Source organism: Streptomyces sp. NBC_01497, from assembly GCF_036250695.1.
Classification (GTDB): Bacteria; Actinomycetota; Actinomycetes; order Streptomycetales; family Streptomycetaceae; genus Streptomyces.
In genome coordinates this window covers 1,330,049-1,353,882 of record NZ_CP109427.1, presented here as the reverse complement: position 1 = coordinate 1,353,882, position 23,834 = coordinate 1,330,049, and the positions used below count along the sequence as shown (strand labels likewise).

Genomic DNA, 23,834 nt, shown 5'->3' with positions numbered 1-23,834 from the left:
CCTGACCAGACCTTTGCTGTTAGAAACCCCACGCCGATGGGTGTGCCGTACAGGTGTGCACGGGCGAGTGAGATGGGAAGTGGTTTGCCAAGGCAACCTTTGCGACAGGAATGAGGACCACCATGTGTGGCATCACCGGATGGGTCGCGTACCAGCGCGACCTGACGCTCCACCGGCAGGACGTCGAAGCGATGACCGAGACCATGTCCTGCCGCGGCCCTGACGCGGCGGGCGCCTGGCTCGACCACCACGCGGCCCTCGGCCACCGGCGGCTCGCGGTCATCGATCTCCCGGGCGGCGCGCAGCCGATGACGGTCGGGACGCCCGAGGGCGACGTCTCGATGGTCTACTCGGGAGAGGCGTACAACTACACCGAACTCCGCGAGGAACTGCGCCGCGCGGGCCACCGGTTCGACACCGACTCGGACACCGAGGTCGTGCTCCACGGCTACCTCGAATGGGGCGACGCGCTCGTCGACCGCCTCAACGGCATGTACGCGTTCGCAATCTGGGACGCGCGCACCGAACGGCTCGTGATGATCCGCGACCGGATGGGGATCAAGCCGTTCTACTACTACGAGACGGACGACGGTGTCCTTTTCGGCTCCGAGCCCAAGGCCATCCTGGCCAACCCGCTGGCGCGGCCGGTCGTCGGCCTCGACGGGCTGCGCGAGCTGTTCTCCTTCGCCAAGACCCCCGGTGTGGCGGTGTGGGAGGGCATGGCGGAGGTCAGGCCCGGCGAGATCATCACCCTCGACAGGAACGGGCTGCGCCGCCGTACGTACTGGCAGCTGCGCTCCGAGCCGCACACCGACAGCCGCGAGCAGACCGTGGCGCACGTACGGGAGTTGCTGGACGACATCGTCAAGCGGCAGCTCGTCGCGGACGTGCCGCGGTGCACCCTGCTCTCCGGGGGGCTCGACTCTTCGGCGCTGACCGCGCTCGCCGCGATGCACCTGGCGCCGCAGGGCGAGACCGTGCGCAGCTTCGCCGTCGACTTCCCCGACCAGGAGAAGCACTTCCAGGCGATCGACATCGCGCCGACGCAGGACACCCCGTTCGTGCACGCCGTCGCCGAACACCTCGGCAACGCCCACGAGGACATCATCCTCGACGGCACCGCGCTGTCGGCTCCCGCCGTCCGCAGGGCGGCCGTCGGCGCACGCGACCTGCCCATGGGGATAGGCGACCGGGACAACTCGCTGTACCTGCTGTTCGCGGCCGTGCGCAAACACTCCACCGTCGCGCTCTCCGGCGAGTCGGCGGACGAGGTGTTCGGCGGGTATCCGTGGTTCCACGACGACCGGCGCCACGCCGAGACGTTCCCGTGGATGGCGGGCGCTCCGTCCATCGGCGGATCGGCCGGGCAGGTCAGCGACGACCTCGCCCCCGTGCTCGACCTCGGCGGATACATAGCGGACGGCTACCGTACGGCTGTCGCCGAGACCCCGCTGCTGGACGGTGAGACGGGTCTGGACGCGCGGATGCGCGTCGTCAGCCACCTCCATCTGACCCGCATGGTGCAGATGCTGCTTGACCGCAAGGACCGGATGAGCATGGCGGTGGGTCTGGAGGTGCGGGTGCCGTTCTGCGACCACCGCCTCGTGCAGTACGTCTTCAACACCCCCTGGTCGATGAAGACGTTCGACGGCCGGGAGAAGAGCCTGCTGCGCGCGGCGACCAGGGAACTGCTGCCGGAGTCGGTGGCGAACCGCAAGAAGAGCGGGTACCCGGGCACGTTCGACCCGAGCTATGTCACCGCCATCCAGGACCAGGCGGCCGAGGTCGTCAGCGGGCGGCGCCCGGCGGCGGACCTGCTCAACAAGGAGGCGCTGAGGGCGGCCACCACCGCGGCGCCCGAGGACATCACACAGCAGCAGCGCGCGGTGCTGGAGCGGGCGCTGGACCTGGACACCTGGTTCACCTCGTACAACCCGACCGTGCGGGTCTGACGGCCGGATCGCCCGGGCCGGGGGCGTAGCCCGGCGGGGCCCGGCGTGGGTGCGGAGGTGCAGGCCGCGCCCGCTGTACGCCCCGTCCGTCACACTCCCTCCCGTGCGCGATGCCGGCGCCCCGGCCCTTCATGGGGCCGGGGCGCCGGTCGTGCGGCGGCACACACCGCGTGAACCCTCGCGAGACACAGACACAGACACAGACACAGACACAGACACAGCCGTCGGTGGTGTGCCGCGCCGTCAGTACGGGGGTGTCACCGGCGCCCGACTGTTGCCGGGGATCTTCCGGGCGGCGTCGAGACCCGGACACGCGGCGCTCGCACGGGTGTTCAGGGGACGCGCGCAAGCCATTCCGGCCTGCTGAACTTCGTGCGTACGAGCTCCTCCGCGCGGGCGAGTTCCCCGGCGGACACCCGGCCGGCGGTCAGCCCGTACCGGCTCCCGAACGATTCGATCATGCGGTCGATGACCGTCTCGCGCGGCAGGCCGGTCTGGCGTCGAAGCGGGTCCACGCGCTTCTTGGCGCTGCGCGTTCCCTTGTCGGAGAGCTTCTCCCGCCCGATGCGCAGGACGTCGGTCATCTTCTCGGCGTCGATGTCGTACGCCATCGTCACATGGTGCAGGACCGCGCCCTGCCCCTCCACGACGCGCTTCTGCGCGGCGCCCGCGATCTTCCCGACGTCGGTGGCGATGTCGTTGAGCGGCTGGTACCAGGCGTTGATCCCCATGTCCCCGAGAGCGCCGAGCACCCAGTCGTCCAGATAGGCGTAACTGTCCGCGAACGAGAGGCCCTTGACCAATGCCTCGGGTACGGACAGCGAGTACGTGATGGTGTTTCCCGGCTCCACGAACATGGCGCCGCCACCGGAGACGCGCCGCACCACCGTGATGCCGTGGCGTTCCGCCCCCTCGGGATCGACCTCGTTGCGCAGCGACTGGAAGCTGCCGATGATGACCGCGGGCGCCGCCCACTCCCACACCCGCAGGGTGGGCGGTCTGCGCCCGGTCGCGACCTCGGCGGTGATCACCTCGTCCAGCGCCATGTGGAGGGCCGGTGGTTGGGGCGCCTCATGGATGAGCTGCCAGTCGTAGTCGCGCCACTCGGTGGCCTGCGCGAGGGCCCGGCGTACGGCGACGGCGACGCCCTCGGTCGTGAGCCCGAGCATGGTGGTGCCGGCCGGCAGCGCGGCATCGATCCGGGCGGTGAGCCCCGCCGCGTCGGTGTCGGCGGGAGCGCCCTCCAGCGCGGCGTCGATGGCGCCCAGCGCGTCGTCGGGTTCCAGGAAGAAGTCACCGGCGACGCGCACCCGCCGCAACACACCGCCCTCGGTGTCGAGATCCACGACGACGAGCTTCCCGCCGGGCACTTTGTACTCACCATGCATGGCCATGCCTCCACACTTCCCGAGACTGCGAACCGTCCCGCTCCCGGGTTCATTCCACGCGGCCGGGAACGGTCGACACCCTTCCTCGACCACGGACCCGCACAGGCCAGGGACTCGGCCGGGCCGGGCCCGCGGACCACGCGAGACCCCCGGGTGGCGTAGGCGCCCTCAGACCGTGGAGGCATCCGCGCGTGCGTCCCGCGCGGCGGAGGGGCGTGGTCGTGCGGGACGCGGCGCTCTGCGGGTCGGCGCGGAGGGCGAAAGCCCCGGCACGGCCCGGCGACCGGCCGGCGCGGTCGCCCGGAAGCGATGACTCACGGCTGGACGGCGACGGCGCGGTGGAGCACCCAGGCCAGGGCGTGCGGACCCGGACGGTACCGCGGTGCCGCCTTCCACACTGCCCGGTAGGCACGCGTCAGGTACGCCTCGGCTGATGGCTCCGACGAGACGGCGGTGCCCGCCATGGCGAGCACGAGGCCCGCGGTGAGGTCGTAGAGCCGGGCGAGGGCCGTCTCGCTCCCCTCGGCGATCTGGACCATCAGGTCGTCGATGCTCTCGCCGGCGCCGCCCGCGGGTGCCTGGCAGCCCCGGGAGCCGGGCGGGGAGGCCGGCGTCGCGTCCGTACGGGCGGGGTCGGCGGAGGCGGAACGCCGGAATCTCATCACGCGGTGCACGCTATCGGCCGGGAAGCGAGGGGTGGGACGCCGGTCGTGGCGTGCTCACCGGCCGCGCACCGCGTGCTCCGGGTGCGGCGGCCCGGATTCCGCATGGCCGGCCCCGTACGCCGGGCCCGTCGCAGGCCGGGTCCGTGGAGGGAACGGGCACTCCAGGCGCTCCGGGGGCATCGGCAGGTTCACTCTTCGGGGACGGGGACGGGGACGGGGACGGGGACGGGGACGGGGACGGGGACGGGTCGTCGGCGCCGGCGGAAAGGCCTGCCCCACCGTGCCGCCGCTGCCGGGGCGGTGTGCCGTCCGGGGCGTTCGTCCCGATGCCGTAGGCGTGGAGCGGGCTGGAGCGGGTATGCGATGGATCATCGTGGGATCGAACGGGCGCGGGGGAGAGAAGCACATGGAGCAGATGACGGGACACGGCGGCGGGCAGGACGGCACCGGAGCTGCCGGGACGCCGGGAGCCTGTCCACGGGTCAGCGCCGTGTACGACGGCGAGCCGGAGTCGATCGCCGCGGCCCGGGGTTTCGCCTCCGGTTACCTGGCGGATCTCAGCCGCGTGCACGGCATCCCCGTGTCGTCGCGAACGATCGGGACGGCCCAGCTGGTCGTCAGCGAGCTGGTGACCAACGCCTGCAAGTACGCGCCGGGGCCCTGCCTCCTGGACTGCGAACTGATCGGCGACCAACTGGAGATCGCGGTGTGGGACAGCGACGGGACCCTGCCGGTGGCACGCGCGGCGGAGCCGGGCCGCATCGGCCAGCACGGCCTGGAGATCGTCATGGCGCTCTGCGACGGCTTCGACGTACGGCGGGAGCCCGTCGGCAAGCGGATCAAGGTGCGGGTCGCCCTGGAGCCGGCAGCGGTCTGATCTCCCCGGCGTCACCCCGGGCGCGCTTCGCCGTACGAAGTCGGGGACGCCCGGGCGGACCGGCGGCCGACCGTGCGGCCGACGCCGTTCCGGATCTCCCCACCCTTCCGGCTCCTCCTGCTCCCGCTCCTTCTGACTTCCGGCAACCGGGCCGCCGAACCTTGAGGGGCGACGCGAGCTGATCGCCGTACGAACGGTGATTCCGGTGCCGCAAGGCCCCATCTCGCCGCACAACGTTCGAAGCACAGTGACTCCTCGCGCACGATCCGTATGCTCGCTGGCGTATATGCCGTACATCCGAGCAGGAGTTGAGCCAGTGCTCGCTGAAACCACGGAAGCCGCCGCCGTCGGCTTCGCCGCCGACGAGATCGATCAGGACGCGCCCACCCGTGCCGCCCGCCTCAAGTGGGTCGTCGTGGTCGACGGGAGTCTGCCCGCAGGCCGCGCGGTGAACGCCGCGATCTGCGTCGCGGCCGCCACCTCGGACGCCGTCGGGGGCATGCTCGGTGACACCGCCGTCGACGCGGACGGCGCCGCGCACCCCGGACTGCCGTGGGCCGGCTGCTCGGTCCTGGCCGCCGATTCCGCGACGCTGCGTGCCGTACGGGCCAAGGCCGCCGCTTCGGAAGGGACGTTCGTCGCCGACATGCCCGCCGCCGCCCAGCACACCCGGGTCTACTCGGAGTACCTGGACTCGGTCGGGGAGACGGCCGGCGATGCCCTCGACTACTACGCGGTCAGCATCGTCGGGCCGCGCAACCGCGTGGACAAGATTGTCAAGAAGCTCCCCCTGCTGCCCTGACACGCTCCCGCCCCGCCCCGGCGTGGGCGGCGCGCCGCTGTCCCGGCCGCCGCGCGCACAGGAGGCACGAACCAGGGACGAGGGGGAGGGGCCCACGGCGGGGCGGACCCGGAACAGGCCCGGGGCCCGCCGCCGTCGGCCCGTCGCGGCGCGTGCGCGCGGTACGCACCGGCGCTGTCCGCTACGAGGTCGCGGGCTTGCCCGCCGTGTACAGCCAGGTGTGGAACAGCGTCCCGAGGTGCTTGCCCGACAGGTGTTCGCTCAGCGCGACGAACTGGCCGGTCGTGCCGTTGCCGTAACGGTGCTCGCGTGCCCACGCCTTGAGAATGGCGAAGAAGTCCTTGTCGCCGACGGCGTCGCGCAGTTCCTGCAGGGCCATCGCGCCGCGCGTGTAGACGGGCGAGGCGAAGATGTTGGCACCGTTGCCGGGGTCGGCCGAGGGGAAGTCCCAGAGGCTGTCGGTCGCCGGGAGCCCGTCGTAGTGGTCGAAGGTCGCCTGCGCGGTGTCACCCCCGTGCTGCTCCTGCCAGAGCCACTCGGCGTAGGTCGCGAACCCCTCGTTGAGCCAGATGTCCTTCCAGCTGGTCAGGCTGACGGAGTCACCGAACCACTGGTGGGCCGTCTCGTGGACGACCGTGCTGACGTCGGGCGCCCGGTCGTAGATCGGCCGGGTCTGCGTCTCCAGGGCGTACCCGACGTCGTGCGCGTCGTCGACGATCGCCCCGGCGGCCGAGAAGGGGTACGGGCCGAAGAGCTTCGTCTCCCAGTCGAGGATCTCGGGGATCTTCGCGAGCGCGGGAGCCGCGCCGGCCGCCTCACGCGGATCGACGGCGTTGTACACCGGGATCCCGGAGGCCGTGGTGTAGCGCTGGACATCGAACCTGCCGACCGTGGCCGTGGCGAGGTAGCTCGCCATCGGCTGGTCCTGCCGCCACTGGAAGGTCGTCTTCCCGCCCCGCGTGTGCTGCGCGTCGAGCACACCGTTGCAGACGGCCGTGTACCCGGCGGGCACGGTGACCCGGAAGCTGTACGAGGCCTTGTCCAGTGGGTTGTTGTCGGACGGGAACCACGACATGGCGCCCTGCGGCTCACCGGCGACGAAGGCGCCGTCGTCCGTGGTGATCCAGCCGTCCGCCGAGCCGTCGGGGTCCGTGACGTACTGGGGCACGCCGGAGTAGGCGACGTCGACGCGGAATGTGGCGCCCTTGCGCAGCGCGTGGGGCGGTGTGACGACGAGTTCCTGGCCGTGCCGGGTCCAGTGCGCCGTACGTCCGTCCACCCGCACCCGGTTGACGGTGAGCCCCGACAGGTCGAGGTCGAAGGCGGCGAGAGCCTGACCCGCGCGGGCGGTGACCGTGGCGTCGCCGGTGAGCTTCTTCGTCGCGGGCTCGTAGCCGAGGTCGAGGTCGTAGTGGCGGACCGTGTAGCCGCCGTTGCCGGAGAGCGGGAAGTAGGGGTCGCCCTGGCCCGGCGCACCGTGCCCGCCCCCGGAGTCCGCGGCCGCGGTCCCCACGGTGGTCAGGACGAGCGCGGCGAGGGTGAGCGCGGTGGCGGCGGTACGGGCGCGGCGGCCCGATCGGACGAAACCGTCGCGCGAACGGCGGCTGAGGGCGGCGGGGCGGGCAGCGAACACGTGCACTCCTGAACGAGGTGTCGACCCGGGAACGGCGCGGTGCGAAAACGCACACTTTATTGCGCGCCGCACGAGCGGGACAAGACGTCCCAGGCACAGCAGGCTTACCAGGGGCCCCTGTTCGCGCGCCAGAAGGACTTCGGGCCCCTCGTCACAATCCCCCGGCCCGCTGTCCGACCCGACCGGACCCGTGACCGGCCCCGCACTCCGAGGAGCGAGGGGCGCCCCGGCCCGAGCGACCGGCCGGCGCGCGCACCGGGAGCGCGGTGCTCCTGCCCCGGCGCGTACCGCCGGGCACCGGCCGGTGAGGCACCGCTGCGCACTGACAGGTGGCGCTCCGGCGCACCGGCTCGTCCGCGTCCCGGATCAGACCCGTACGGGAAGGGAAGCCGGCCCGCGCACGAGCCGCGTCGTGCGCCACCGCACCTGTTCGGGACGCACGGCCAGCCGGCAGCCGGGGAAGCGGGCGAGGACGGAGCGCAGGGCGATCTCGGCCTCCGCGCGGGCGAGCGGCGCGCCCAGGCAGCGGTGGATGCCGTGACCGAACGCCAGATGGCCGCCCGCGTCGCGATCCAGGTCCAACTGCCCCGGATCCGCGAACCGTCGCGGATCCCGGTTGGCGGCGCCCAGGGCGATGAGGACGGGTGCCCCGGCGGGAATGTCCGTACCGGCGAGGGTGAGCGGCTCCGTGGCGTGGCGGAACGTGGCCGTACTGACGGGAGAGTCGAAGCGGAGCAACTCGTCCAGCGCCCCGGCGATGCGGTCGGGGTTCTCTCGCAGGCGGCTCCCTGCGGCGGGCCGCAGGAGGAGTGCCAGGAACGCGTTGCCGATCAGGTTGGTGGTGGTCTCGTGCCCGGCGACGAGGAGGAGGCAGGCCAGGGAGACGAGTTCGTCCTCGGTGAACCGGTCGTCCCCCGCACGCGCCGCGATCAGGCCGTCCAGGAGCGAGCGCCCCGGGGCCTCCCGCTTCGCCGCGATCAGCCGCGCCATGAAGGACGCGACGGCGTGCGACGCGGCGTCGGTCGTGGCCGGGGCTCCGGCGGCGAACAACGCGGCCGACCAGCGGCGGACATCGGGGCGGTCCGACTCGGGGACGCCGAGGAGTTCACAGATCACGGCCACGGGCAGCGGTACGGCGAGGGCTTCGACCACGTCGACCTCACCGCCGGGACCGGACGGCCATCGGTCGAGCAGGTCGTCCGTCAACTGCTGGACACGCGGGCGCAGACGGGACACCGCTCCGGTCGTGAACGCCTTGGTGACCAGGGCGCGCAGGCGGGTGTGACCGGGCGGATCGGTGGCGAGCATGGTGCGCGAGAGGGCCGGATGCAGGTCCCGGCCGCCGGGGTTCGCGGCGAAGAACACCTGGGTGTCCTTCGACAGCCGCGGATCGGCCAGCGCCTGCCGGGCCGCGTCGTACCCGGTGACGAGGTAACTGCACGTTCTCCCCTGGCCGTTGGGGACTTCACGGACAGGCCCGCCGGAGTGGGCGTGGTCGTGGACGGCGTAGGGGCCGTCGACCGGATCAGGACGAGTCATGGTCCCCACCCTCCACCAGGGGAGGGGAGTTCACGACGAGTGGCGCGCGGCGGACACGTCGCGACCCTCACGGATTGCGGGCGCGGCGAGGGTGGTTCGGGGGAGGGGCCGCCAGGAAGGTCCGCAGGATCGCAGCGGTCACCCGTGGATCCTCCAGCATGGGTGAGTGGCCGAGGCCGGGCAGCATCTCGACCCTCGCCCGGGGGACGGCGGTGTAGTCGGTCGCGGACGACGGCCGCCACCTGCGGTCCTGTTCGCCGAAGACGACCAGGAGCGGTATCCCGAGGGCTGTCAGCCGCTCCGGGACGGGGCGCTGCCCGAGGTAGTCCTCGGCGCCCCGTGAGGTGGCGAGCATCGCGTGGAGTGTCATGGCCCGCACGTCGTCCGCGATCTGCTGCGGGATCGCGTAGCCGGTGCGGCTGAAGCCCGTGCTCAGCGCCTTGCGGATCAGGCCGTCGGTGCGCAGCCGCCACAGCAGGCGGCCGACGCCCGGGGTGAGCAACAGCCGCCCGGCGGAACCGTTCGAAAGGAACGCGTCCAGGCGCGGGCCGGTGTCGATGAGCGCCATCGCGGTGACGAGGCCCGGCCGTTCCTCGGCGAGCGCCGTCACGACGAGGCCGCCCGTGGAGTGGCCGATCCCGACGACCCGGTCCAGACCGAGGTGGTCCAGCACCGCGCCGACCCGGCGTCCGTGCTCGGGGACCCCGTAGCCGGGGCCTTCCGGTGCGGCCGATCCCCCGTGTCCGAGCAGGTCGATCCGGATGACTCGATGGGCTCCGGACAGTTCCGGAACGATCGCGTCCCACCAGTGCGCGGACGCGGCGAGTCCGTGGACGAGTACGAGAGCGGGGGCGTCGTGGGGGCCGTCCTGCTGTACGTGGATGTCTCCCCCTTCGCAGGGGAGGAACAGGTTCTCCGTGGTCATGTGCCCCACTCTGGCGGCCGGGGGCCCCCGCGTATTGGACGAATGTTCCGCCGGCCCGGGGTGCGTAGGCTGGGAGCATGGGGTCCAACACGTACCACGGTGCGTCCGTTTGGGACGTCGTGAGCCCGGCACGGCCCAGCGGGCCGACGGGAGTGAGTATGGCCGGGTTCCGGGACAGCGGCAGGGCGTCGGTCTCCCAGAGGGTGATTCCGCACCCGTCCGTGATGCTGGCGGTGGAGTTCGGCTCGGATGCGCCGGTCACGGAGGACACGGCCGGGCGGCAGCAGCGGGGGAGCGTGGTCGCCGGTCCCGGGCTGGGGTCCGGCGGTCAGGTGCGGGTGCGGGGCGAGCGCGTCGAGTGCCTGCAGGTCCGCCTGTCCCCGCTGGTCGCGCACTCGGTGCTGGGCGTGTCCCCGGCCGGCCTGGACGGCTTCGTTGCCCTCGACGATGTGTGGGGCCGGCGGGTGGTGGAACGGATCCGCGAGCAGTTGAGCGAGGCCCCGTCGTGGGAGAGGCGCTTCGCCCTGGCCGGGTCCCTGATCGAACGGCGATGCGGGATGCGGGCGTTGGTCGACCCGGAGGTGGCGTGGGTGTGGAGGCGGATCGTCGGCGCCGGAGGAAGGGTCCGGGTCGAGGAACTGGCCGGCGAAGTGGAGTGGAGCCGCAAGCGGTTGTGGTCCCGGTTCCGGTCGCAGACAGGGATGGGGCCGAAGCGCGCCGCCCGGCTCGTCCGCTTCGACAGGGCGGTTCACCGACTGGCCGCGGGTGATGTCGCGGCACGCGTCGCCGCGGAGGGCGGCTACGCGGACCAGTCCCACCTGCACCGCGACGTGGCGGCCTTCGCCGGAATCACTCCGTCGGCCGTGGTCCGCGAGCCGTGGCTGGCCGTCGACGAGAGCGCCTGGCCCGACCACACGCGCCAGTGCCGCAGCCGGCAACGTCCGCCCCGTGGCGCAGGGCGGTGAACCGGGCTCCGACGCGGTTGCGCCACGCGCGGTCGGTCGGTGTGCGGGGCGAACTCAACGTCGCCGGCCGCGGCCCGGTCGCCGGCCCGGGTGTCCTTCTTCGCGGCGCGGTCGGGCTCGGGGTCGTGGGAGTTCCTCAAGGTCCACGCCATCCGGCCGCGGCCCTGACGACGCGCCACGATCGGAGGGCCGGATCCGGTGGGGCGGTGTCCGGCGGGCGATCGTGATGATCTCCGCGCTGGTACCGGTGAGAGGCCCCCGATCCCAGTCCCCGTACCGGGCCTCGACCTCGAACCCCGTTTCCGCGAGGAGAGCGTCGAGGGTGGCGACGTCGTAGAAGCGCAGGCTGGTGCGGTCGACGCGCAGCACGGCGCCGTCGGGGGCGGCCGTCGTCCCGGTGAAGGTGACCACGTCACCGGCGACAGAGTCGATCTCGTGCCAGACGCGCAGGGCACGGCCGTGCGCGTCGGTGATGACGGATGCGTTCGAAGGGGTCCAGCTCTCCCAGGCCCGTGCGCGCGGATGGCGGGTCTCGAAGGCGAAGCGCGCGCCCGGGCGCAGCGCGGCGTGGATCGCCGTCAGCGAGGCACGCGCATCGTGGTCCGTGACGAGGCATTGGAAAGCATGGCTGACCATGGTCGCAAGGTCGAACTCGGCGTTCCACTCCGCGTCCGCCGCAGTGCCCTCGACCCACTCGACGTCGGTGCGGCGCCGGGCCCGGGCGAGCGCGGCACGGTCCGGGTCGAGGCCGACGAGGCGGCCGGTATGGCCGCTCTCGCGCGCCCGGCGCAGCATGGAGCCGGTACCGCAGCCGACGTCCAGGACCGAGCCGGCGGTCGCGACCAACTCGTCGTAGAAGGCGTCGCTGGGCCACCGCAGGGGGTCCCACGGGTTCAGCAGGTCGTACAGCGCGGCGGCGTCGGCGTCGGAGAACACCGCGACAGTATCCACGCACCGCCGGCAGCCACCGGTCGTCCTGTCCCCGCGAGGGGCGAACGGTGCCTGTGGCGAACCCAGTTGCCGATCGCGAGGTCCGCGAGCGGTCGACCCGGCCCGTGTCAGTAGGTGTCGTCCGGGACGTACGACAGGAGTGTGGTCGGCACCACGATCCGGCGCGGCGGGATCGCCGTGCCGCCGGGGCGCTCCGGCGACGGCAGGCGGTCGGCGAGGAGGCGGGCCGCCTGCCGGCCCAGCTCGTCCGGGTCGTACGCGACGACCACCACGGGCACACTCAGCACGTCGGCGAGTTCGAAGTTGTCGAATCCGGCCAGCGTCGTGCGCGCGCCGGCGCGCCGCACCGCCCGGTACGCGCCCAGTGTGTTGCGGTTGTTGGTGCAGAACACCGCCGTCGGCGGCCGGCTCAGGGCCAGCAGCTCCGTCGCCGCGCTCTCCGCTGCCGCGAGATCTTCCTGGCCCCGCCGGACGTAGTCCTCGTCCGGTGCGATGCCCGCCTCCTCCAGCGCCGCGCAGAAGCCCCGGTAGCGCTCCGAGCCGGTGTAGACGGACGGAGGTGTGCCGAGGAAGCCGATCCTGCGGTGGCCCTCGGCGACGAGGCGGGCGGTCGCCGCGTGCGCGCCGCCGAAGTCGTCGACGAGGACGCAGTCCGCTTCGAGTCCGACGGGTGGACGGGCCACCACGACCACCGGGGTGGATGCGCCGACCTCGTCGGCCACGTAGGCCTGATGGGAGCCCGCGGGGACCAGGATCAGCCCGTCCACGCGCCGTTCGGTGAAGTCCTGCAGCGCGTCGCGCTCGCGTGCCACGTCCCCGTCGGTGTTGGTGATCATCACGCGCAGGTTCTCGGTCGCGAGCATCTCCTCGATGCCGAGCGCGAGGCGGGCGTAGAACGGGTTGCCGAGGTGGGTGACGATCACCCCGACGGTGCCCGTACGCGCCCCGTGCCGCAGGCTGCGGGCGAGGGTGTTCGTCCGGTACCCGAGCTCCTTGACCGCCGCCTCCACCCGCTCCCGCTTGACCGCGGACACCCCGGCGTGGCCGCTCAGCACCCGCGACACTGTCATGGTGCTGACCTCCGCGAGCGAGGCGACCTCCTTCATCGTCGGCGCGCTCGGACTGGGCGGTGTGCCGGCCATGTCAGTGCCTCCCGGGCTGTCGAATCGCGCGACGCGCACCCCTCGCGCCGCTCCTGCTGAAGGATAGGGTCCACGGCGTTCAGCCGGTTTCGCCCCGAAGCGGGGCCGGGGACGCGGGCGGTGGGGGACCGGCCGGTGGTGTCGCGACCCGAGACGCCGTCCCGGGCGGCCACGCGTCGTGCGGGGCCCCGCCGGACAGTGCCGCCCCGAGCAGGGGCGCGTCGGCGCCCAGGCGCGCGGTCACCCAGGGGATGCCCGCAGCCTGCGGCGCGCCCGCGCGCACCCCGTCCCGTACGGCGGGTCCGAGCACGTCCCAGGAACCGGTCATCGAGCCGCCCACGACGACCACCGTCGCACGAAAGCGCGCGAGCCAGGGGCCGAGCGCCCGGCCGAGCAGGCCGAAGGCGTCCGTGACGACGCGGGTCGCCGCCGTGTCGCCCCTGCGCGCGAGTGCCGCTATCTCCCGCACATCGCGCTCCCGCCCGGTCGCCGCCCGGTAGGCCCGGATCACGGCCCGCCGGGAGACCCCGTCCTCCAGGGGAAGTCCGTCACACCGGATCAGATCGGCACGCCCCTGCGGTGGTACGAGCGCTCCCTCGCTCACCGGGCGCCCGCCGGAGAGGAACGCGGAGCCGACCCCGGTGCCGAGGGTGATGGCGACACTCCGCCCGTGCCCGACGGCCGCACCGTACGCTGCCTCGCCGAGGGCGAACGCCACGGCGTCGTTGACGAAGGTGATCCCCGTGGCGCCGGGCAGCCGTGCCATAAGGGCCCGGCCGAGATCCAGGCCGTGCAGGGCGTCGAACTTTCCCACGCCCTCGTACCGCGCGACTCCGGCCTCGTAGTCGAACGGGCCGGGCAGTGCCACCGCCCACCGGCCGCGTGGTGTCCCCGGCAGGGTCCTGGCGCAGCCCGCGATGCGGTCCACGATCTCCTCCGGGCCGCCGTCCGCGGGCAACGGGTGGCGTTCGCCGTGCTCCACGCGCGGCGTGGTTCCGCCGAAGTCGACCAGGGCGGCGACGACATGCGTGCCACCCACCTCCAGGACGGGCACCCGGGCCGCGGCCTCTGGCGCACCGTGCCCGCCGGGCCGGGTCGCGCCGTCGGGCCCCGGGCCGCTCCCGGGCGGGCTCCCGGCGGCTGTCACCGTACGAACGCCTTGACGACCCGCACCTGTTCGCTTCCCAGCGCGGTGAGTGTGTACGGCCCGACGGCCGCGGGCACGACCAGGGTCTCCGCGTAGTGCAGCGGGTGGATGTCGCCGGACGCGGTGCGTACGAGCACCCCGGCTCCGTCGACCACGTTCAGGATGTGGAAGCGCCCGTCGGTGTCGTCCTCGGCGGTGGCACCGGGGTCGACGTCGAACCGGTGCACCGCGAAGAACATCTCCGGCAGCACGCCGAGGAGTTCGTCGCTCCACCCGTCGCCGGAGCGGGCCGTGCGCGGCGACTGGACCAGGTCGGTGCGGACCGCCTCGCCGGTCCGACCGCTGTTCAGGTTGCGGAAGGCGTGGTCGACGTGGACGGCGCGGGGCCGGTCGCGGGCGTCGCGGCGCAGCCAGTCGTAGAAGCGCAGCGAGTACAGGTAGGGGGTGGCGCTGACTTCGAGGACGACGTTGCCCGCACCGCTGCCGTGCGGTGTGCCCGCGGGCACCAGGAACAGCTGGCCCTCCCGTGCGGGGAACGTCTGTACGTGGTCCTCGATGTCGAACGGCCGCTGCTCGCTGTCCGCGTGGTGCACGTCGTCGTGGAAACGGTCGACGTCCACATCGCCGCGCAGCCCGAGGTACACCTTGTTCTGCTCGCCGCCGACCATCATGTAGTACGTCTCGTGCTGGGTGTACGGCCAGCCGAACACCTCGCGCATGTAGTCGCTCTGGGGATGGCAGTGGACGGAGAGGGAGCCGCCCGCCACCGTGTCGAGGTAGTCGAAGCGGATCGGGAACGAGGTGCCGAACATCTCGTGCACGCGGGCGCCCATCACCCGCTCCGGCGCGAGCGCCACCAGCAGTTGGAACGGTATCTCCAGGCAGGCGTCCCCGTCCCCCACGAGCACACCCGACTCCGGTGCGATCAGCTCGTACCCGAGTGCGGTGTTGGGGCCTTCCGGGTTGAAGCCCAGCTCGCGGCGGGCCCACTGGCCGCCCCACGGTGTGGTGTTGAAGGTGGGCCGGGTCCTGAAGGGGCGGCCGGACAGCTCGGCGGCCGTGGCACGCAGGGCGTCGCCGCTCAGGGACACCGGGCGTGCCGGGTCCTGGAGGTCGAACCACCGGTCCACGCGCGGCGCGAGGGCGTCGCGGTGCCGGTCGAGTACCGGCCAGTCGATGTAGAACAGCCGTCGTGTGCCCGGCTTCTCGCCCCGGGGCAGGCCGATGGTGGAGCCCGTGCCGGCGGCCACGGCCGCCTCGGCGTAGCGCTTCGGCAGGTCCACGTACCAGAGCGTGTCGTGCCCGACGAGGCCGGCGCCGGGGCCGAACACCACGGTTCTGGTTCCCGCCGGGGCCGCCGGCTCGGGCAGCGCGCCGAAGAAGTCGGCCAGGGTCGCGGTCGTCAGCCGGGCGAAGTGGGGGTCGTCCGCGAGTACGTCGGCGTCGGTGCGCTCGCGGATCGTCTCCCAGGGGGCGAGGTACGTGCGCACATCGATCAGTTCCGCCCCGGGCAGCGCGGCGGCCAGATCGGTGCGTACCCGCTCCCAGTCCAGACTCCAGGGGCCGTCGACGGCGAGTGTGCCGGTCGCGTCTTCCACTTGCTCAACGGCTGCTGACCAGCCGGTCTGTACGGAAGAGCCGATCGCCGCGTAGCGCGGGTTGGGCTCGTAGGGTCGGTCGCCGCCATCCAGCCGCACGGGAAGCACCTTTCATCTCGCTTGGTATCGGTACCATATCGTCGATCGCGTCAGTGTCCAGTGCGTGTGCCTCTTGCACGGCTGTGAAGTGCGGTTTTAAAGGTTTCTCTGTACGAAGTCTTGTAGCGCTTGATTGTTACGGTTACCTTCATGTCGGCCGTGCAGCGCCAAGGCGATTCCCGGCCAAGGACGTTCACGCCCGATGCCGGGCACCCTCGTCGAGGCCCGGCGCCGTGACCGGCGCCCGGGCTCGCGCCCGGCCGGCCCGGAACAACGGCGCACTCCCAACGGACGGAAGGACAGGTCATGCACCCTGGCCGTGTTGACCTCGGCAGGCGGCGCCTGCTGACGGGAATGGCCGGACTCGCGGCGGCGGGCGGCCTGGCGGGCTGCGTACGCGGCAGCTCGACCAGCACGGTCCCGGGCGCCGTCAACCTCTACAACGACAACGCCACCTGGACGGCGGGCTACGAGAAGGCGGGCGCGGTCCTCAAGCGTGTCACCGGCTACGCCCTCCGGCCGCTGTCCAACGCCTCCACCACCTCGTACCAGGAGGTCGTGCAGACCTCCACCGAGACCGACAAGGCGGCCGACGTCGCCAAGTGGGCCAACGGCTACGCCCTCTACTCCCTCGCCCGCAGGGGCGGGCTGTCCGACCTGAGCGACGCCTGGGACGCGGCCCGCGCCCAGGGCTGGGTCTCCGCCGGCCTCAGGCCCGCCGTCAGCTACGAGGGCAAGGTCTACGGCATGCCGCTGTACCAGTCCTCGTACGTGGTCTTCTACGCGAAGGCGGTCTTCGCCAAGTACCGCCTGGAGGTCCCCACCACGTGGGACGAGCTGATGCACAACGCGGCGGTGCTCAAGAGGAACGGTGTGACACCGTTCCTCGGTACGCAGAGCGGCACCTGGCCCGCGTTCGAGTGGTTCGAGGAACTGGTCAGCAAACTCGACCCGGACTTCTACACCCGCCTCGTGGCGGGCCGGGCCCGCTACACCGACGACACCGTCGTCGAGGCCATGGACATCTGGCGGGGCCTCATCGCCAAGGGCTACATGACGTCCCCCGACTTCGACCAGGCCAACGGCCCCGCGCAGATGAAGTCAGGGAAACTCGCGATGTTCCTCCACGGCAGCTGGGAGGCGGCAGCGATCGGCGCGGGCGGCCTGCGGCCGGACATCGACTACGGGGCGTTCATCCTGCCGACCGTGCATCCCGGCACCAAGGCCTCCGTCATCACCGAGTCCGGCGTCCTGGTCGTACCGCGCAGGGCCGCCGACCACAAGGGCGCCATGGCCGCCGTCCAAGGCTGGCTCGACCCCCGCGTGCAGCGCGTGTGGTCCGACTTCCTCCAGGACAGCTCCGCCAACCCCACGGTGCGGCCGTCCAACCCGGTCGTCCGGAGCATCCAGCAGGACATCACCACCCACGGGCGGCAACTCCTCACCCGGTACAACGAGGCCAGCCCGCCCAACCTCATCCAGGGCAACATCCTGGACCTCGGCAACTTCATGATCCATCCCTCCGAGGCGAAGTCCACCCTGCGGTCCATGCAGGCGCGCGCCGACACGGAGTGGGACCTCTGGCGGAAGGGCGGCCAATGAGTACGGTGACCGACGAGGCGGGACCGGGGGCGGCGCTGCCGCCGGGCGGCCCGGGCCCCACCCGGGACGCGCGCCGCGGGCGCGCCGCCGCACTGCTGCGCGAGAGGCTGATGGCCGGCGGCTTCCTCGCTCCCGCCGTCCTGATCGTCGCGGTCGTCCTGCTGCTGCCCTTCCTCTACACACTCCGCCGCAGCTTCTACAGCGACTTCACCCACTCCACCTTCAACGGCCTGACGAACTACGGCGCGTTCTTCACCGACCCCAACCTCATCAGGTCGCTGGAGAACACCCTGCTGTGGGTGGTGGGCGCCATCGCCCTGCCCACCGCCGCCGGGCTCGCCATCGCGATGCTCACCAACGCCACCCGCTGGTCCCGGCTCGCGCGGCTCTCGGTCACCGTCCCGTACGCGATCTCCGGTTCCGCTGTCGCGGTGGTGTGGAACTTCATCCTCACCGACGACGGTGCCCTCAACGAGATCCTGCGTGGCCTGCACCTCGGCTCCCTGGCCGGCGGCTGGCTGCTGGAGTGGCCCGGGAACACCATCGTGATGATCATCGCCTCCACCTGGCAGGCCACCGGTGTCGCCGTGATCCTCTTCATGGTCGGGCTGGGGACCGTGCCGCCGGAGACCCTGGAGGCCGCGAGCCTCGACGGCGCGGGCCCCTGGGCGCGCTTCCGTTACGTGATCTTCCCGCAACTGCGCCCCGTCTCCGTGGTGGTCATCGGGATGAGCCTGGTCAACGGGCTCAAGGCGTTCGACCTGATCTTCGTGCTGACCCAGGGCGGTCCCGGCCGCGCCACCGAGACCCTGGCCGTCTCCATGTACCAGGAGACCTTCCTCTTCCAGAGTCCGGGCGCGGGCGCGGCGATCGCGGTCCTTCTGACCGTCGTCGTGCTGCTCGCGTCATGGACCTACCTGCGGCGCCAGCTGCCGACCCAGGGCAAGGTGTGACATGGTCGCCAAGTCTCTTCGCAACACGACCGTCGTGGTCCTGGCCCTGGCCTGGTTCGTCCCCACGTACCTGCTGATCGTCAACGGCCTGACCTCGGCGAAGAAGTACACCGGCAGCCCGCTGTGGTTCCCCAACAGCTTCGGTCTGTTCGACAACATCAAGTCGGCCTGGACACTGACCGATCTCGGTCCCGCGATGGCCAACAGCCTGTACTACGCCGTGGTCAGCTCACTGGTCGCCGTGTTCGTCGCCACCCTCGCCGCGTTCGCCACGGTCATCATGCCGGTGAGCCGCCGCGGGCTGTGGTTCTGGCTCATCTACGTCGGCACCCTGCTGCCGCTGCAGGTGTTCCTGCGCCCGCTGTTCCTCGCGTACGCCAACACCGGCCTGTACGACACCCAGCTCGGCATGATGGTCATCTACGTGGCGATCGCGATCCCCTTCGCGTACTTCGTCGTCCGCAACTTCGCGGTCACCCTCCCGCCGGAGGTGGTGGAGGCGGCCCGGCTCGACGGAGCCTCCTGGTGGCGGCTGTTCGTCTCGGTGTTCCTGCCGCTGTCGAAGTCCGCGATGATCGCCGCGTTCGTCTTCCAGTTCGTCGCCGTGTGGAACGACCTCCTGTTCGGGATCACCCTCGCCACCAGCAGGAACATCCGCCCGGTGATGGCCGCGCTCGCGGACCTCCAGGGCAACTACTCCAACGTCGGCCCGCCCGTCGTCCTCGGCGGCGCGCTGCTCGTGTCCCTGCCCACCGTGATCGTCTTCTTCCTCGCCCAGCGGTTCTTCGTGTCGAGCCTGAAACTCAATGTCTGAGGCCCGGACGCCTTTCCCGCGCTCCCCGCACGCCCCGCACCCCTTCGCCCGCCCAGGGAGCGGACCGACCCCGCCCCGACCAGGAGGAGAGTCCCGTATGAGAAGCACCGGACGCCGCCCACGGCGCCTGCTGAGCGTCCTCGCCGCCGTCGGCCCGCTGATCGCCGGAGCGGTCCTCGCCGCCCCCGCCTCCGCCGCGCCGTCCCCTGCCGCGCCCGCGGACGGACCGTGGGCCGCGCGCGCGGCCGGCAGTTATGCCGCACTGCTCGACCACCTCTACCTCGGAGCCTCCGGCCACGGCCTCTTCCAGGAGCAGACACCGAAGCAGCCCACGGACAACCCGTACTCGTACCTGTGGGAGTACCGCGAGGCCACCCAGGCCACCTTCGACCTCGCGAACGTCCCGGGCCTCGGGCGGAAGTACGGCCCCGACGTCCAGGACCGCCTCACGGCACTCGGGCAGTACGCGAGCACCGATCCCGCGCACAGCGGGTACGACTCCTACCTTCCGGCGCCGCTCGGCACCGGCGGGGACCTCTTCTACGACGACAACGCCGTCGTCGGCATCACCCTCACCGACCAGTACCGGGCGAGCGGTGACCGCGGCCTCCTCGACGCGGCACGGGCCCAGTTCACCACCGACCTGCGCGGCTGGGACTCCGACACCGCCCGCGCCTGCCCCGGCGGCATGCACTGGGTGGAGAGCGACAGCAACGCCATGCGCGCGGCCAACGTCACCGGGCTGTTCGCGCAGCTCTCGGCCAACCTCTACGAGATCACCCACCAGCGCACCTACCTCGACTGGGCACAGCGCGCCTACGACTGGAACCGCACCTGCCTCAGGCAGGCCCCGGGCCTGTACGCCAACGACCTCGGCGACGACGGCACGCTCAACACCACCCTGTGGAGCTACAACTCGGGCGCCATGATCGGCGCCGCGACCGTGCTCTACCGTGCCACGGGCAAGAGCGCCTACCTCCACGACGCCGTCGACGACGCGAACGGCGCCCTCGCGTACTACGGCGCCGAGAGCCGCCTCTACGACCAGCCGGCCATCTTCAACTCGTTCTTCTTCCAGGACCTGCTGCTCCTGGACTCCGTGCACCACGACGCCCGCTACCGCGCCACTCTCGCGGCCTACGCACAACGGCTGTGGACCGACAACCGGGACCCGGCCACCGGGCTGTTCCACTTCCAGGGGAGCAACGGCGGGACACCCGACCCCGCCCTGCCGGTCGGGACCCTCAACCAGTCCGCCGCCGTACAGCTGTTCGCCCTGCTGGCCTGGGACCCGAAGGACTACCACCGCATCACGTGACGTCGGCCGGCCCCGCGAGAGGCGGGGCCGCCCAGCGGCGCACCCGGGAGACACACCACCGCCCGTCACCGCGCCGCACCCGAACCGCACCGCATCGCACCGCACGACAGACGAAGGGGAACCGCGCCCGATGGACTCCGACCTCACCCGACCCTCCTGGTGGGACTCGAACCTCGCCCGCGACCTGCTGCGCGAGAACGCCGTCGCACACACCCACCGCCTGGGCGCCACGACCGTCCGGTTCTCGCAGGAGCCCCTGCTGCGCCGTCGCGGCGACGGCCTGCTGCAGTCGCTGCGCGTCGACACCGAGCCGGCCGTGCCGCAGGCGCTGGCGGGCGCCGTCGTGCGCACCCGGGGCGGCGCCGTGCTGGACTGCGAGACGGCGCCCGGCCCCGAGGGGTCGGCGCGGCTGCTCGTCCCCGAGGTACCCGCCGCCACCGAACTCACCGTGGAACTACCGGTGCTCGCCCCCGGTGCCACAGTGGCGCTCACCCTGACCCCGCAGCGCCACTGGACGGTGCACCTCGTCCAGCACGCCCACCTCGACCTCGGCTACACCGACCCCCAGGGCGTGGTGCTCGCCGAGGCCCGCGCCGCCCTCGACACCTGCCTCGAACTGATGCGGGCCACCGACGACTGGCCCGAGGAGGCGCGCTACCGCTGGAGCGTCGAGGGGCTCTCCACCTTCGAGGACTGGGCCGCCCACCGACCGCCGCACCAGGTCGCGGAGTTCGTGCGGCGAGTGCGCGAAGGCCGGGCCGAACTCACCGCGATGCCGTTCAACCTGCACTCGGAGACCTGCTCCGTGGACGAACTGCACGAGGCGCTGCGCGGCGTCGCAACCGTCCGGGAGCGGTACGGCCTGACCATCGGCACCGCCATGCAGACCGACGTGCCGGGCCAGGTCGTGGGCTTTCCCGACGCGCTCGCCGACCACGGGGTGCGACGCCTGTCCGTCGCGCACAACTGGGCGGGCCGCGCCGTGCCGCACCTCGTGGGCGGCGCCGCGCTGCCCCGGCTGTTCCGGTGGCGCACCGCTGACGGCCGCACGGTGCTGGTGTGGCGCACCGACACCCCGCACGGGCTCGCCTACATGGAGGGCTCGATCATCGGGTTCGACGAGTCGTACCCGCGCGTGGACGACCTGCTGCCCGCCTACCTCACCTCACTCGCGACCCGCCCGTACCCGCACGACGGCAAGGGCATTCCGGGATTCCCCATCCTGGACGAGCCGTTCCGGCGGGATCCGTACCCGTGGGACGTGCTGCATCTGCGGGTCCTCGGCACGTTCGCCGACAACGGCCCGCCGCGCCTCGTCGCGGCCGCCACCGTGCGCGACTGGAACGAGACCTGGGCGTACCCGAGGCTGCGGCTCTCCCGGCACGAGGACTTCTTCGCCGACGCCGAACAGCGCCTCGGCGACGGGCTGGAGACGCACGAGGGCGACTGGAACGACTGGTGGGCCGACGGGGTGGGCGCCGGGGCCGCCCCGATGGCGATGAACCGCGCCGCGCAGGCCGCGATCACCGACGCGCAGACGCTGGACACCCTCGCGACGACCGCCGCCGCACCCGCCGTCCCCGCCACCCGTGCCACGGAACCCGCCACGGGAGCGGCCCCGGGGTCCGGCGCGGCTGCGGCGTCCGACGCGGCCCCGGCGTCCGGCGCGGCTGCGGACGAGGCCATGCCAGGACTCGCGCCCGGTCCGGTGGCCGGCGTCTACCGGACGGTGTCCCTCTTCAACGAGCACACCTGGGGCGCCGGCGACCCCTGGACGTACGGCTGTCAGGGCCACGGCTCCGGGGAACAGCAGTGGCACTGGAAGTACGGGCAGGCCGCCGGCGCCAAGGATGGCGCGCTCACCCTGCTGGAGCAGGCAGGCCACCGGCTGGGTGCCGTACTCCCCGCAGGACCGCCCGGTGCCCTGGCGAGCTTCCACGTCGTCAACACGCGCAGCAGCGAACGCACCGACGTCGTGCGGTTCTTCCTCCCCGAGAGCGCCGCGGCGGTGCACCTGCCGGTGGAGGTCACCGACGGCCGCACCGGGAAGCCGCTGCCGCTCACCGGTGAGGCCCAGGTCAACGTCCGCCACCGGGCGGCGGGCCGCTTCCTGCACGTGACGGTCGCCCAGGTGCCCCCGCTGGGCACCGTGCGCCTGGACATACGGCCGGCCGCGGCACCCCTGCCGCCCGGCACCGACGGGTACGGCGCGCGCGAACTCGACGTGCTGGACCGCGAGTCGACCGTGCTGGAGAACGAGTACCTGACCGTCCGGGTCGACCCGAGGAGCGCCCGTGTCGCCTCCGTCACGGATCGCGCCACCGGCACCGAACTGGTCTCCCAGGACGCGGTGTTCGGCTTCAACGCCTACGTCTACGACCGGTACGCGACGGCCGGCGGCTTCAACCACCAGTCCAGCAAGACCGTCGCGAACGACTCCATGCACCTGCTCGCGAGCCGCGCCGTCGCACCCGCGGCGGTCCTGCTGTCGCGCACCTCGTCACCGGTGGCGGAGACCCTGGTCTACGAGTGCGTGCCCGACGGCGCCGACCGGCTGCGCGTGACGCTGACGCTGCCGCACGGTGTGCCCCGCCTCGACATCACCAACCGGTTGACGAAGCCGGCGACGCTGACGAAGGAGAGCGCCTTCTTCGCCTTCCCGTTCGCGCTCGGCGACCCGCTGGTGCGTATGGAGGCGACCGGCGGCGTCGTCGGTACCGGGCTGCCCACCGTGCCCGGCGGCGCGCCCCACATGCGGGCCATGCGCCGCTGGGCGACGCTGGCCGAGGGCGGGACCCGCGTCGGCTGGGCCACGCACGACGCACCCCTCGTACAGCGCGGCACACTGGCCGTGCCCTACGTGCCGTACCCGTCGTCGCTGAGCCGCACCGAGCCCGGCACCCTCTACTCGTGGGTGCACAACAACATCTGGGACACCAACTTCCCGAGCTCGCAGGCGTTCGAGCAGGAGTTCCGCTACAGCATCGCCGTCCCGGAACCCGACGAGGGCACACCCGCGTCCGACGCGGCCCTCGGCATGCGCGCGGCGGCCAACGGCCACCCGCTGCTGGCCGTCCGGGCCACGGGCGGGGCGGCGGACGAGGGGACGGGCGCGGCCGTCACCTCGTGGCTGACGCTCGACCACCCCGGTGTGCGCGTGGTGGGTCTGACCACACCCCGGCCGGGCACGGCACTGGTCCGGCTGCAGTCCTTCGCCGACGCACCGGCCGACGTCGCGCTCCACGTCCACGTGCCGTTCTCGACCGCGCGCACGGCGACCTACCTCGCCGGGCCCGGGGAGGAACTGCTCCCCGGGCCCGACGGCTCACTGCGTGTGCCGCTGGCCGCCCGTGGGACCGCGGCGGTGCTGCTGACGCTCCCGGTGGGCTGAGGGCTCGCCGGCGCGGTGGGAGCGGGTGCTCCGGCGCGACGCCCCTCACGGGCGCCGGACCGTCACTCGTCCC

General features: G+C 72.4%; 18 protein-coding genes. 9 read left to right on the top strand and 9 right to left on the bottom strand.

Annotated elements, in window-relative coordinates; translation table 11 throughout:
- The first annotated feature begins 122 nt into the window (after nucleotides 1-122).
- Nucleotides 123-1,952, top strand: coding sequence for an asparagine synthase (glutamine-hydrolyzing) (gene asnB / locus OG310_RS05845; RefSeq protein ID WP_329454804.1), 1,830 nt, complete (start codon nucleotides 123-125; stop codon nucleotides 1,950-1,952).
- A 332-nt stretch (nucleotides 1,953-2,284) separates the two neighbouring features.
- Here the strand turns inward: asnB and OG310_RS05840 are convergent, their stop codons facing one another.
- Both OG310_RS05840 and OG310_RS05835 read right to left on the bottom strand, forming a co-directional pair.
- Nucleotides 2,285-3,340, bottom strand: coding sequence for a lipoate--protein ligase family protein (locus OG310_RS05840; RefSeq protein ID WP_329460037.1), 1,056 nt, complete (start codon nucleotides 3,338-3,340; stop codon nucleotides 2,285-2,287).
- A 314-nt stretch (nucleotides 3,341-3,654) separates the two neighbouring features.
- Nucleotides 3,655-4,005, bottom strand: coding sequence for a hypothetical protein (locus OG310_RS05835; RefSeq protein WP_329454803.1), 351 nt, complete (start codon nucleotides 4,003-4,005; stop codon nucleotides 3,655-3,657).
- Between the two features lie 358 nt (nucleotides 4,006-4,363).
- Here OG310_RS05835 and OG310_RS05830 point away from each other — a divergent pair, with 358 nt between their 5' ends.
- Nucleotides 4,364-4,882: an ATP-binding protein gene (locus OG310_RS05830; protein ID WP_329454802.1), complete on the top strand. Its 519-nt coding sequence runs from the start codon at nucleotides 4,364-4,366 to the stop codon at nucleotides 4,880-4,882.
- Between the two features lie 316 nt (nucleotides 4,883-5,198).
- Entirely contained in the window at nucleotides 5,199-5,684 is a 486-nt protein-coding gene (locus tag OG310_RS05825; protein WP_329454801.1) for a DUF2000 domain-containing protein, read from the top strand.
- A gap of 181 nt (nucleotides 5,685-5,865) precedes the next feature.
- On the opposite strand, the gene OG310_RS05820 is transcribed toward OG310_RS05825, so the two are convergent.
- The 3 genes from OG310_RS05820 to OG310_RS05810 form a co-directional block, all read right to left on the bottom strand.
- Nucleotides 5,866-7,206 carry a M1 family metallopeptidase gene (locus OG310_RS05820; RefSeq protein ID WP_329460036.1) on the bottom strand — a complete coding sequence of 447 codons (1,341 nt, stop codon included), beginning with the start codon at nucleotides 7,204-7,206 and terminating at the stop codon, nucleotides 5,866-5,868.
- Nucleotides 7,207-7,683: 477 nt separating this feature from the next.
- Nucleotides 7,684-8,856 carry a cytochrome P450 family protein gene (locus OG310_RS05815; protein ID WP_329454800.1) on the bottom strand — a complete coding sequence of 391 codons (1,173 nt, stop codon included), beginning with the start codon at nucleotides 8,854-8,856 and terminating at the stop codon, nucleotides 7,684-7,686.
- A gap of 67 nt (nucleotides 8,857-8,923) precedes the next feature.
- Entirely contained in the window at nucleotides 8,924-9,781 is an 858-nt protein-coding gene (locus OG310_RS05810) for an alpha/beta fold hydrolase (RefSeq protein ID WP_329454799.1), read from the bottom strand.
- A 77-nt stretch (nucleotides 9,782-9,858) separates the two neighbouring features.
- Between OG310_RS05810 and OG310_RS05805 the strand changes: the two genes are divergently transcribed.
- A complete protein-coding gene (locus tag OG310_RS05805; RefSeq protein ID WP_329454798.1) occupies nucleotides 9,859-10,746 on the top strand; it encodes a helix-turn-helix domain-containing protein in 888 nt (295 codons plus the stop codon).
- 54 nt (nucleotides 10,747-10,800) lie between these two features.
- Here the strand turns inward: OG310_RS05805 and OG310_RS05800 are convergent, their stop codons facing one another.
- The 4 genes from OG310_RS05800 to OG310_RS05785 all read right to left on the bottom strand — a co-directional run bounded on the left by OG310_RS05800 (nucleotide 10,801) and on the right by OG310_RS05785 (nucleotide 15,683).
- Complete coding sequence (locus tag OG310_RS05800; protein ID WP_329454797.1) at nucleotides 10,801-11,682, bottom strand: class I SAM-dependent methyltransferase; 882 nt, start codon at nucleotides 11,680-11,682, stop codon at nucleotides 10,801-10,803.
- Between the two features lie 122 nt (nucleotides 11,683-11,804).
- Complete coding sequence (locus OG310_RS05795) at nucleotides 11,805-12,839, bottom strand: LacI family DNA-binding transcriptional regulator (RefSeq protein ID WP_329454796.1); 1,035 nt, start codon at nucleotides 12,837-12,839, stop codon at nucleotides 11,805-11,807.
- A gap of 79 nt (nucleotides 12,840-12,918) precedes the next feature.
- Nucleotides 12,919-13,986, bottom strand: coding sequence for an ROK family protein (locus OG310_RS05790; protein WP_329454795.1), 1,068 nt, complete (start codon nucleotides 13,984-13,986; stop codon nucleotides 12,919-12,921).
- Entirely contained in the window at nucleotides 13,983-15,683 is a 1,701-nt protein-coding gene (locus OG310_RS05785; protein WP_329454794.1) for a class I mannose-6-phosphate isomerase, read from the bottom strand. Before OG310_RS05785 ends, OG310_RS05790 begins: the two co-directional genes overlap by 4 nt.
- 306 nt (nucleotides 15,684-15,989) lie before the next feature.
- On the opposite strand from OG310_RS05785, the gene OG310_RS05780 reads away from it, so the two are divergent.
- The 5 genes from OG310_RS05780 (at nucleotide 15,990) to OG310_RS05760 (ending at nucleotide 23,761) form a co-directional block, all read left to right on the top strand.
- Nucleotides 15,990-17,285, top strand: a complete 1,296-nt coding sequence (locus tag OG310_RS05780) for an ABC transporter substrate-binding protein (protein ID WP_329454793.1) — start codon at nucleotides 15,990-15,992, stop codon at nucleotides 17,283-17,285.
- Nucleotides 17,282-18,238, top strand: a complete 957-nt coding sequence (locus OG310_RS05775) for a carbohydrate ABC transporter permease (RefSeq protein ID WP_329454792.1) — start codon at nucleotides 17,282-17,284, stop codon at nucleotides 18,236-18,238. Before OG310_RS05780 ends, OG310_RS05775 begins: the two co-directional genes overlap by 4 nt.
- A gap of 1 nt (nucleotide 18,239) precedes the next feature.
- Complete coding sequence (locus OG310_RS05770; protein WP_329454791.1) at nucleotides 18,240-19,052, top strand: carbohydrate ABC transporter permease; 813 nt, start codon at nucleotides 18,240-18,242, stop codon at nucleotides 19,050-19,052.
- A 97-nt stretch (nucleotides 19,053-19,149) separates the two neighbouring features.
- Nucleotides 19,150-20,370, top strand: coding sequence for a glycoside hydrolase family 76 protein (locus OG310_RS05765; protein ID WP_329454790.1), 1,221 nt, complete (start codon nucleotides 19,150-19,152; stop codon nucleotides 20,368-20,370).
- A gap of 130 nt (nucleotides 20,371-20,500) precedes the next feature.
- On the top strand, nucleotides 20,501-23,761 hold the full coding sequence (locus OG310_RS05760) for an alpha-mannosidase (protein WP_329454789.1): 3,261 nt from the start codon (nucleotides 20,501-20,503) through the stop codon (nucleotides 23,759-23,761).
- Nucleotides 23,762-23,834 lie beyond the last annotated feature (73 nt).

Bases quoted from the DNA above. Each gene is read 5' to 3' on its own strand.
- asnB (WP_329454804.1), top strand. From the start codon at position 123: ATGTGTGGCATCACCGGATGGGTCGCGTACCAGCGCGACCTGACGCTC.
- OG310_RS05840 (WP_329460037.1), bottom strand. From the start codon at position 3,340: ATGCATGGTGAGTACAAAGTGCCCGGCGGGAAGCTCGTCGTCGTGGAT.
- OG310_RS05830 (WP_329454802.1), top strand. From the start codon at position 4,364: ATGCGATGGATCATCGTGGGATCGAACGGGCGCGGGGGAGAGAAGCAC.
- OG310_RS05815 (WP_329454800.1), bottom strand. From the start codon at position 8,856: ATGACTCGTCCTGATCCGGTCGACGGCCCCTACGCCGTCCACGACCAC.
- OG310_RS05810 (WP_329454799.1), bottom strand. From the start codon at position 9,781: ATGACCACGGAGAACCTGTTCCTCCCCTGCGAAGGGGGAGACATCCAC.
- OG310_RS05805 (WP_329454798.1), top strand. From the start codon at position 9,859: ATGGGGTCCAACACGTACCACGGTGCGTCCGTTTGGGACGTCGTGAGC.
- OG310_RS05795 (WP_329454796.1), bottom strand. From the start codon at position 12,839: ATGGCCGGCACACCGCCCAGTCCGAGCGCGCCGACGATGAAGGAGGTC.
- OG310_RS05780 (WP_329454793.1), top strand. From the start codon at position 15,990: ATGCACCCTGGCCGTGTTGACCTCGGCAGGCGGCGCCTGCTGACGGGA.
- OG310_RS05775 (WP_329454792.1), top strand. From the start codon at position 17,282: ATGAGTACGGTGACCGACGAGGCGGGACCGGGGGCGGCGCTGCCGCCG.
- OG310_RS05770 (WP_329454791.1), top strand. From the start codon at position 18,240: ATGGTCGCCAAGTCTCTTCGCAACACGACCGTCGTGGTCCTGGCCCTG.
- OG310_RS05765 (WP_329454790.1), top strand. From the start codon at position 19,150: ATGAGAAGCACCGGACGCCGCCCACGGCGCCTGCTGAGCGTCCTCGCC.
- OG310_RS05760 (WP_329454789.1), top strand. From the start codon at position 20,501: ATGGACTCCGACCTCACCCGACCCTCCTGGTGGGACTCGAACCTCGCC.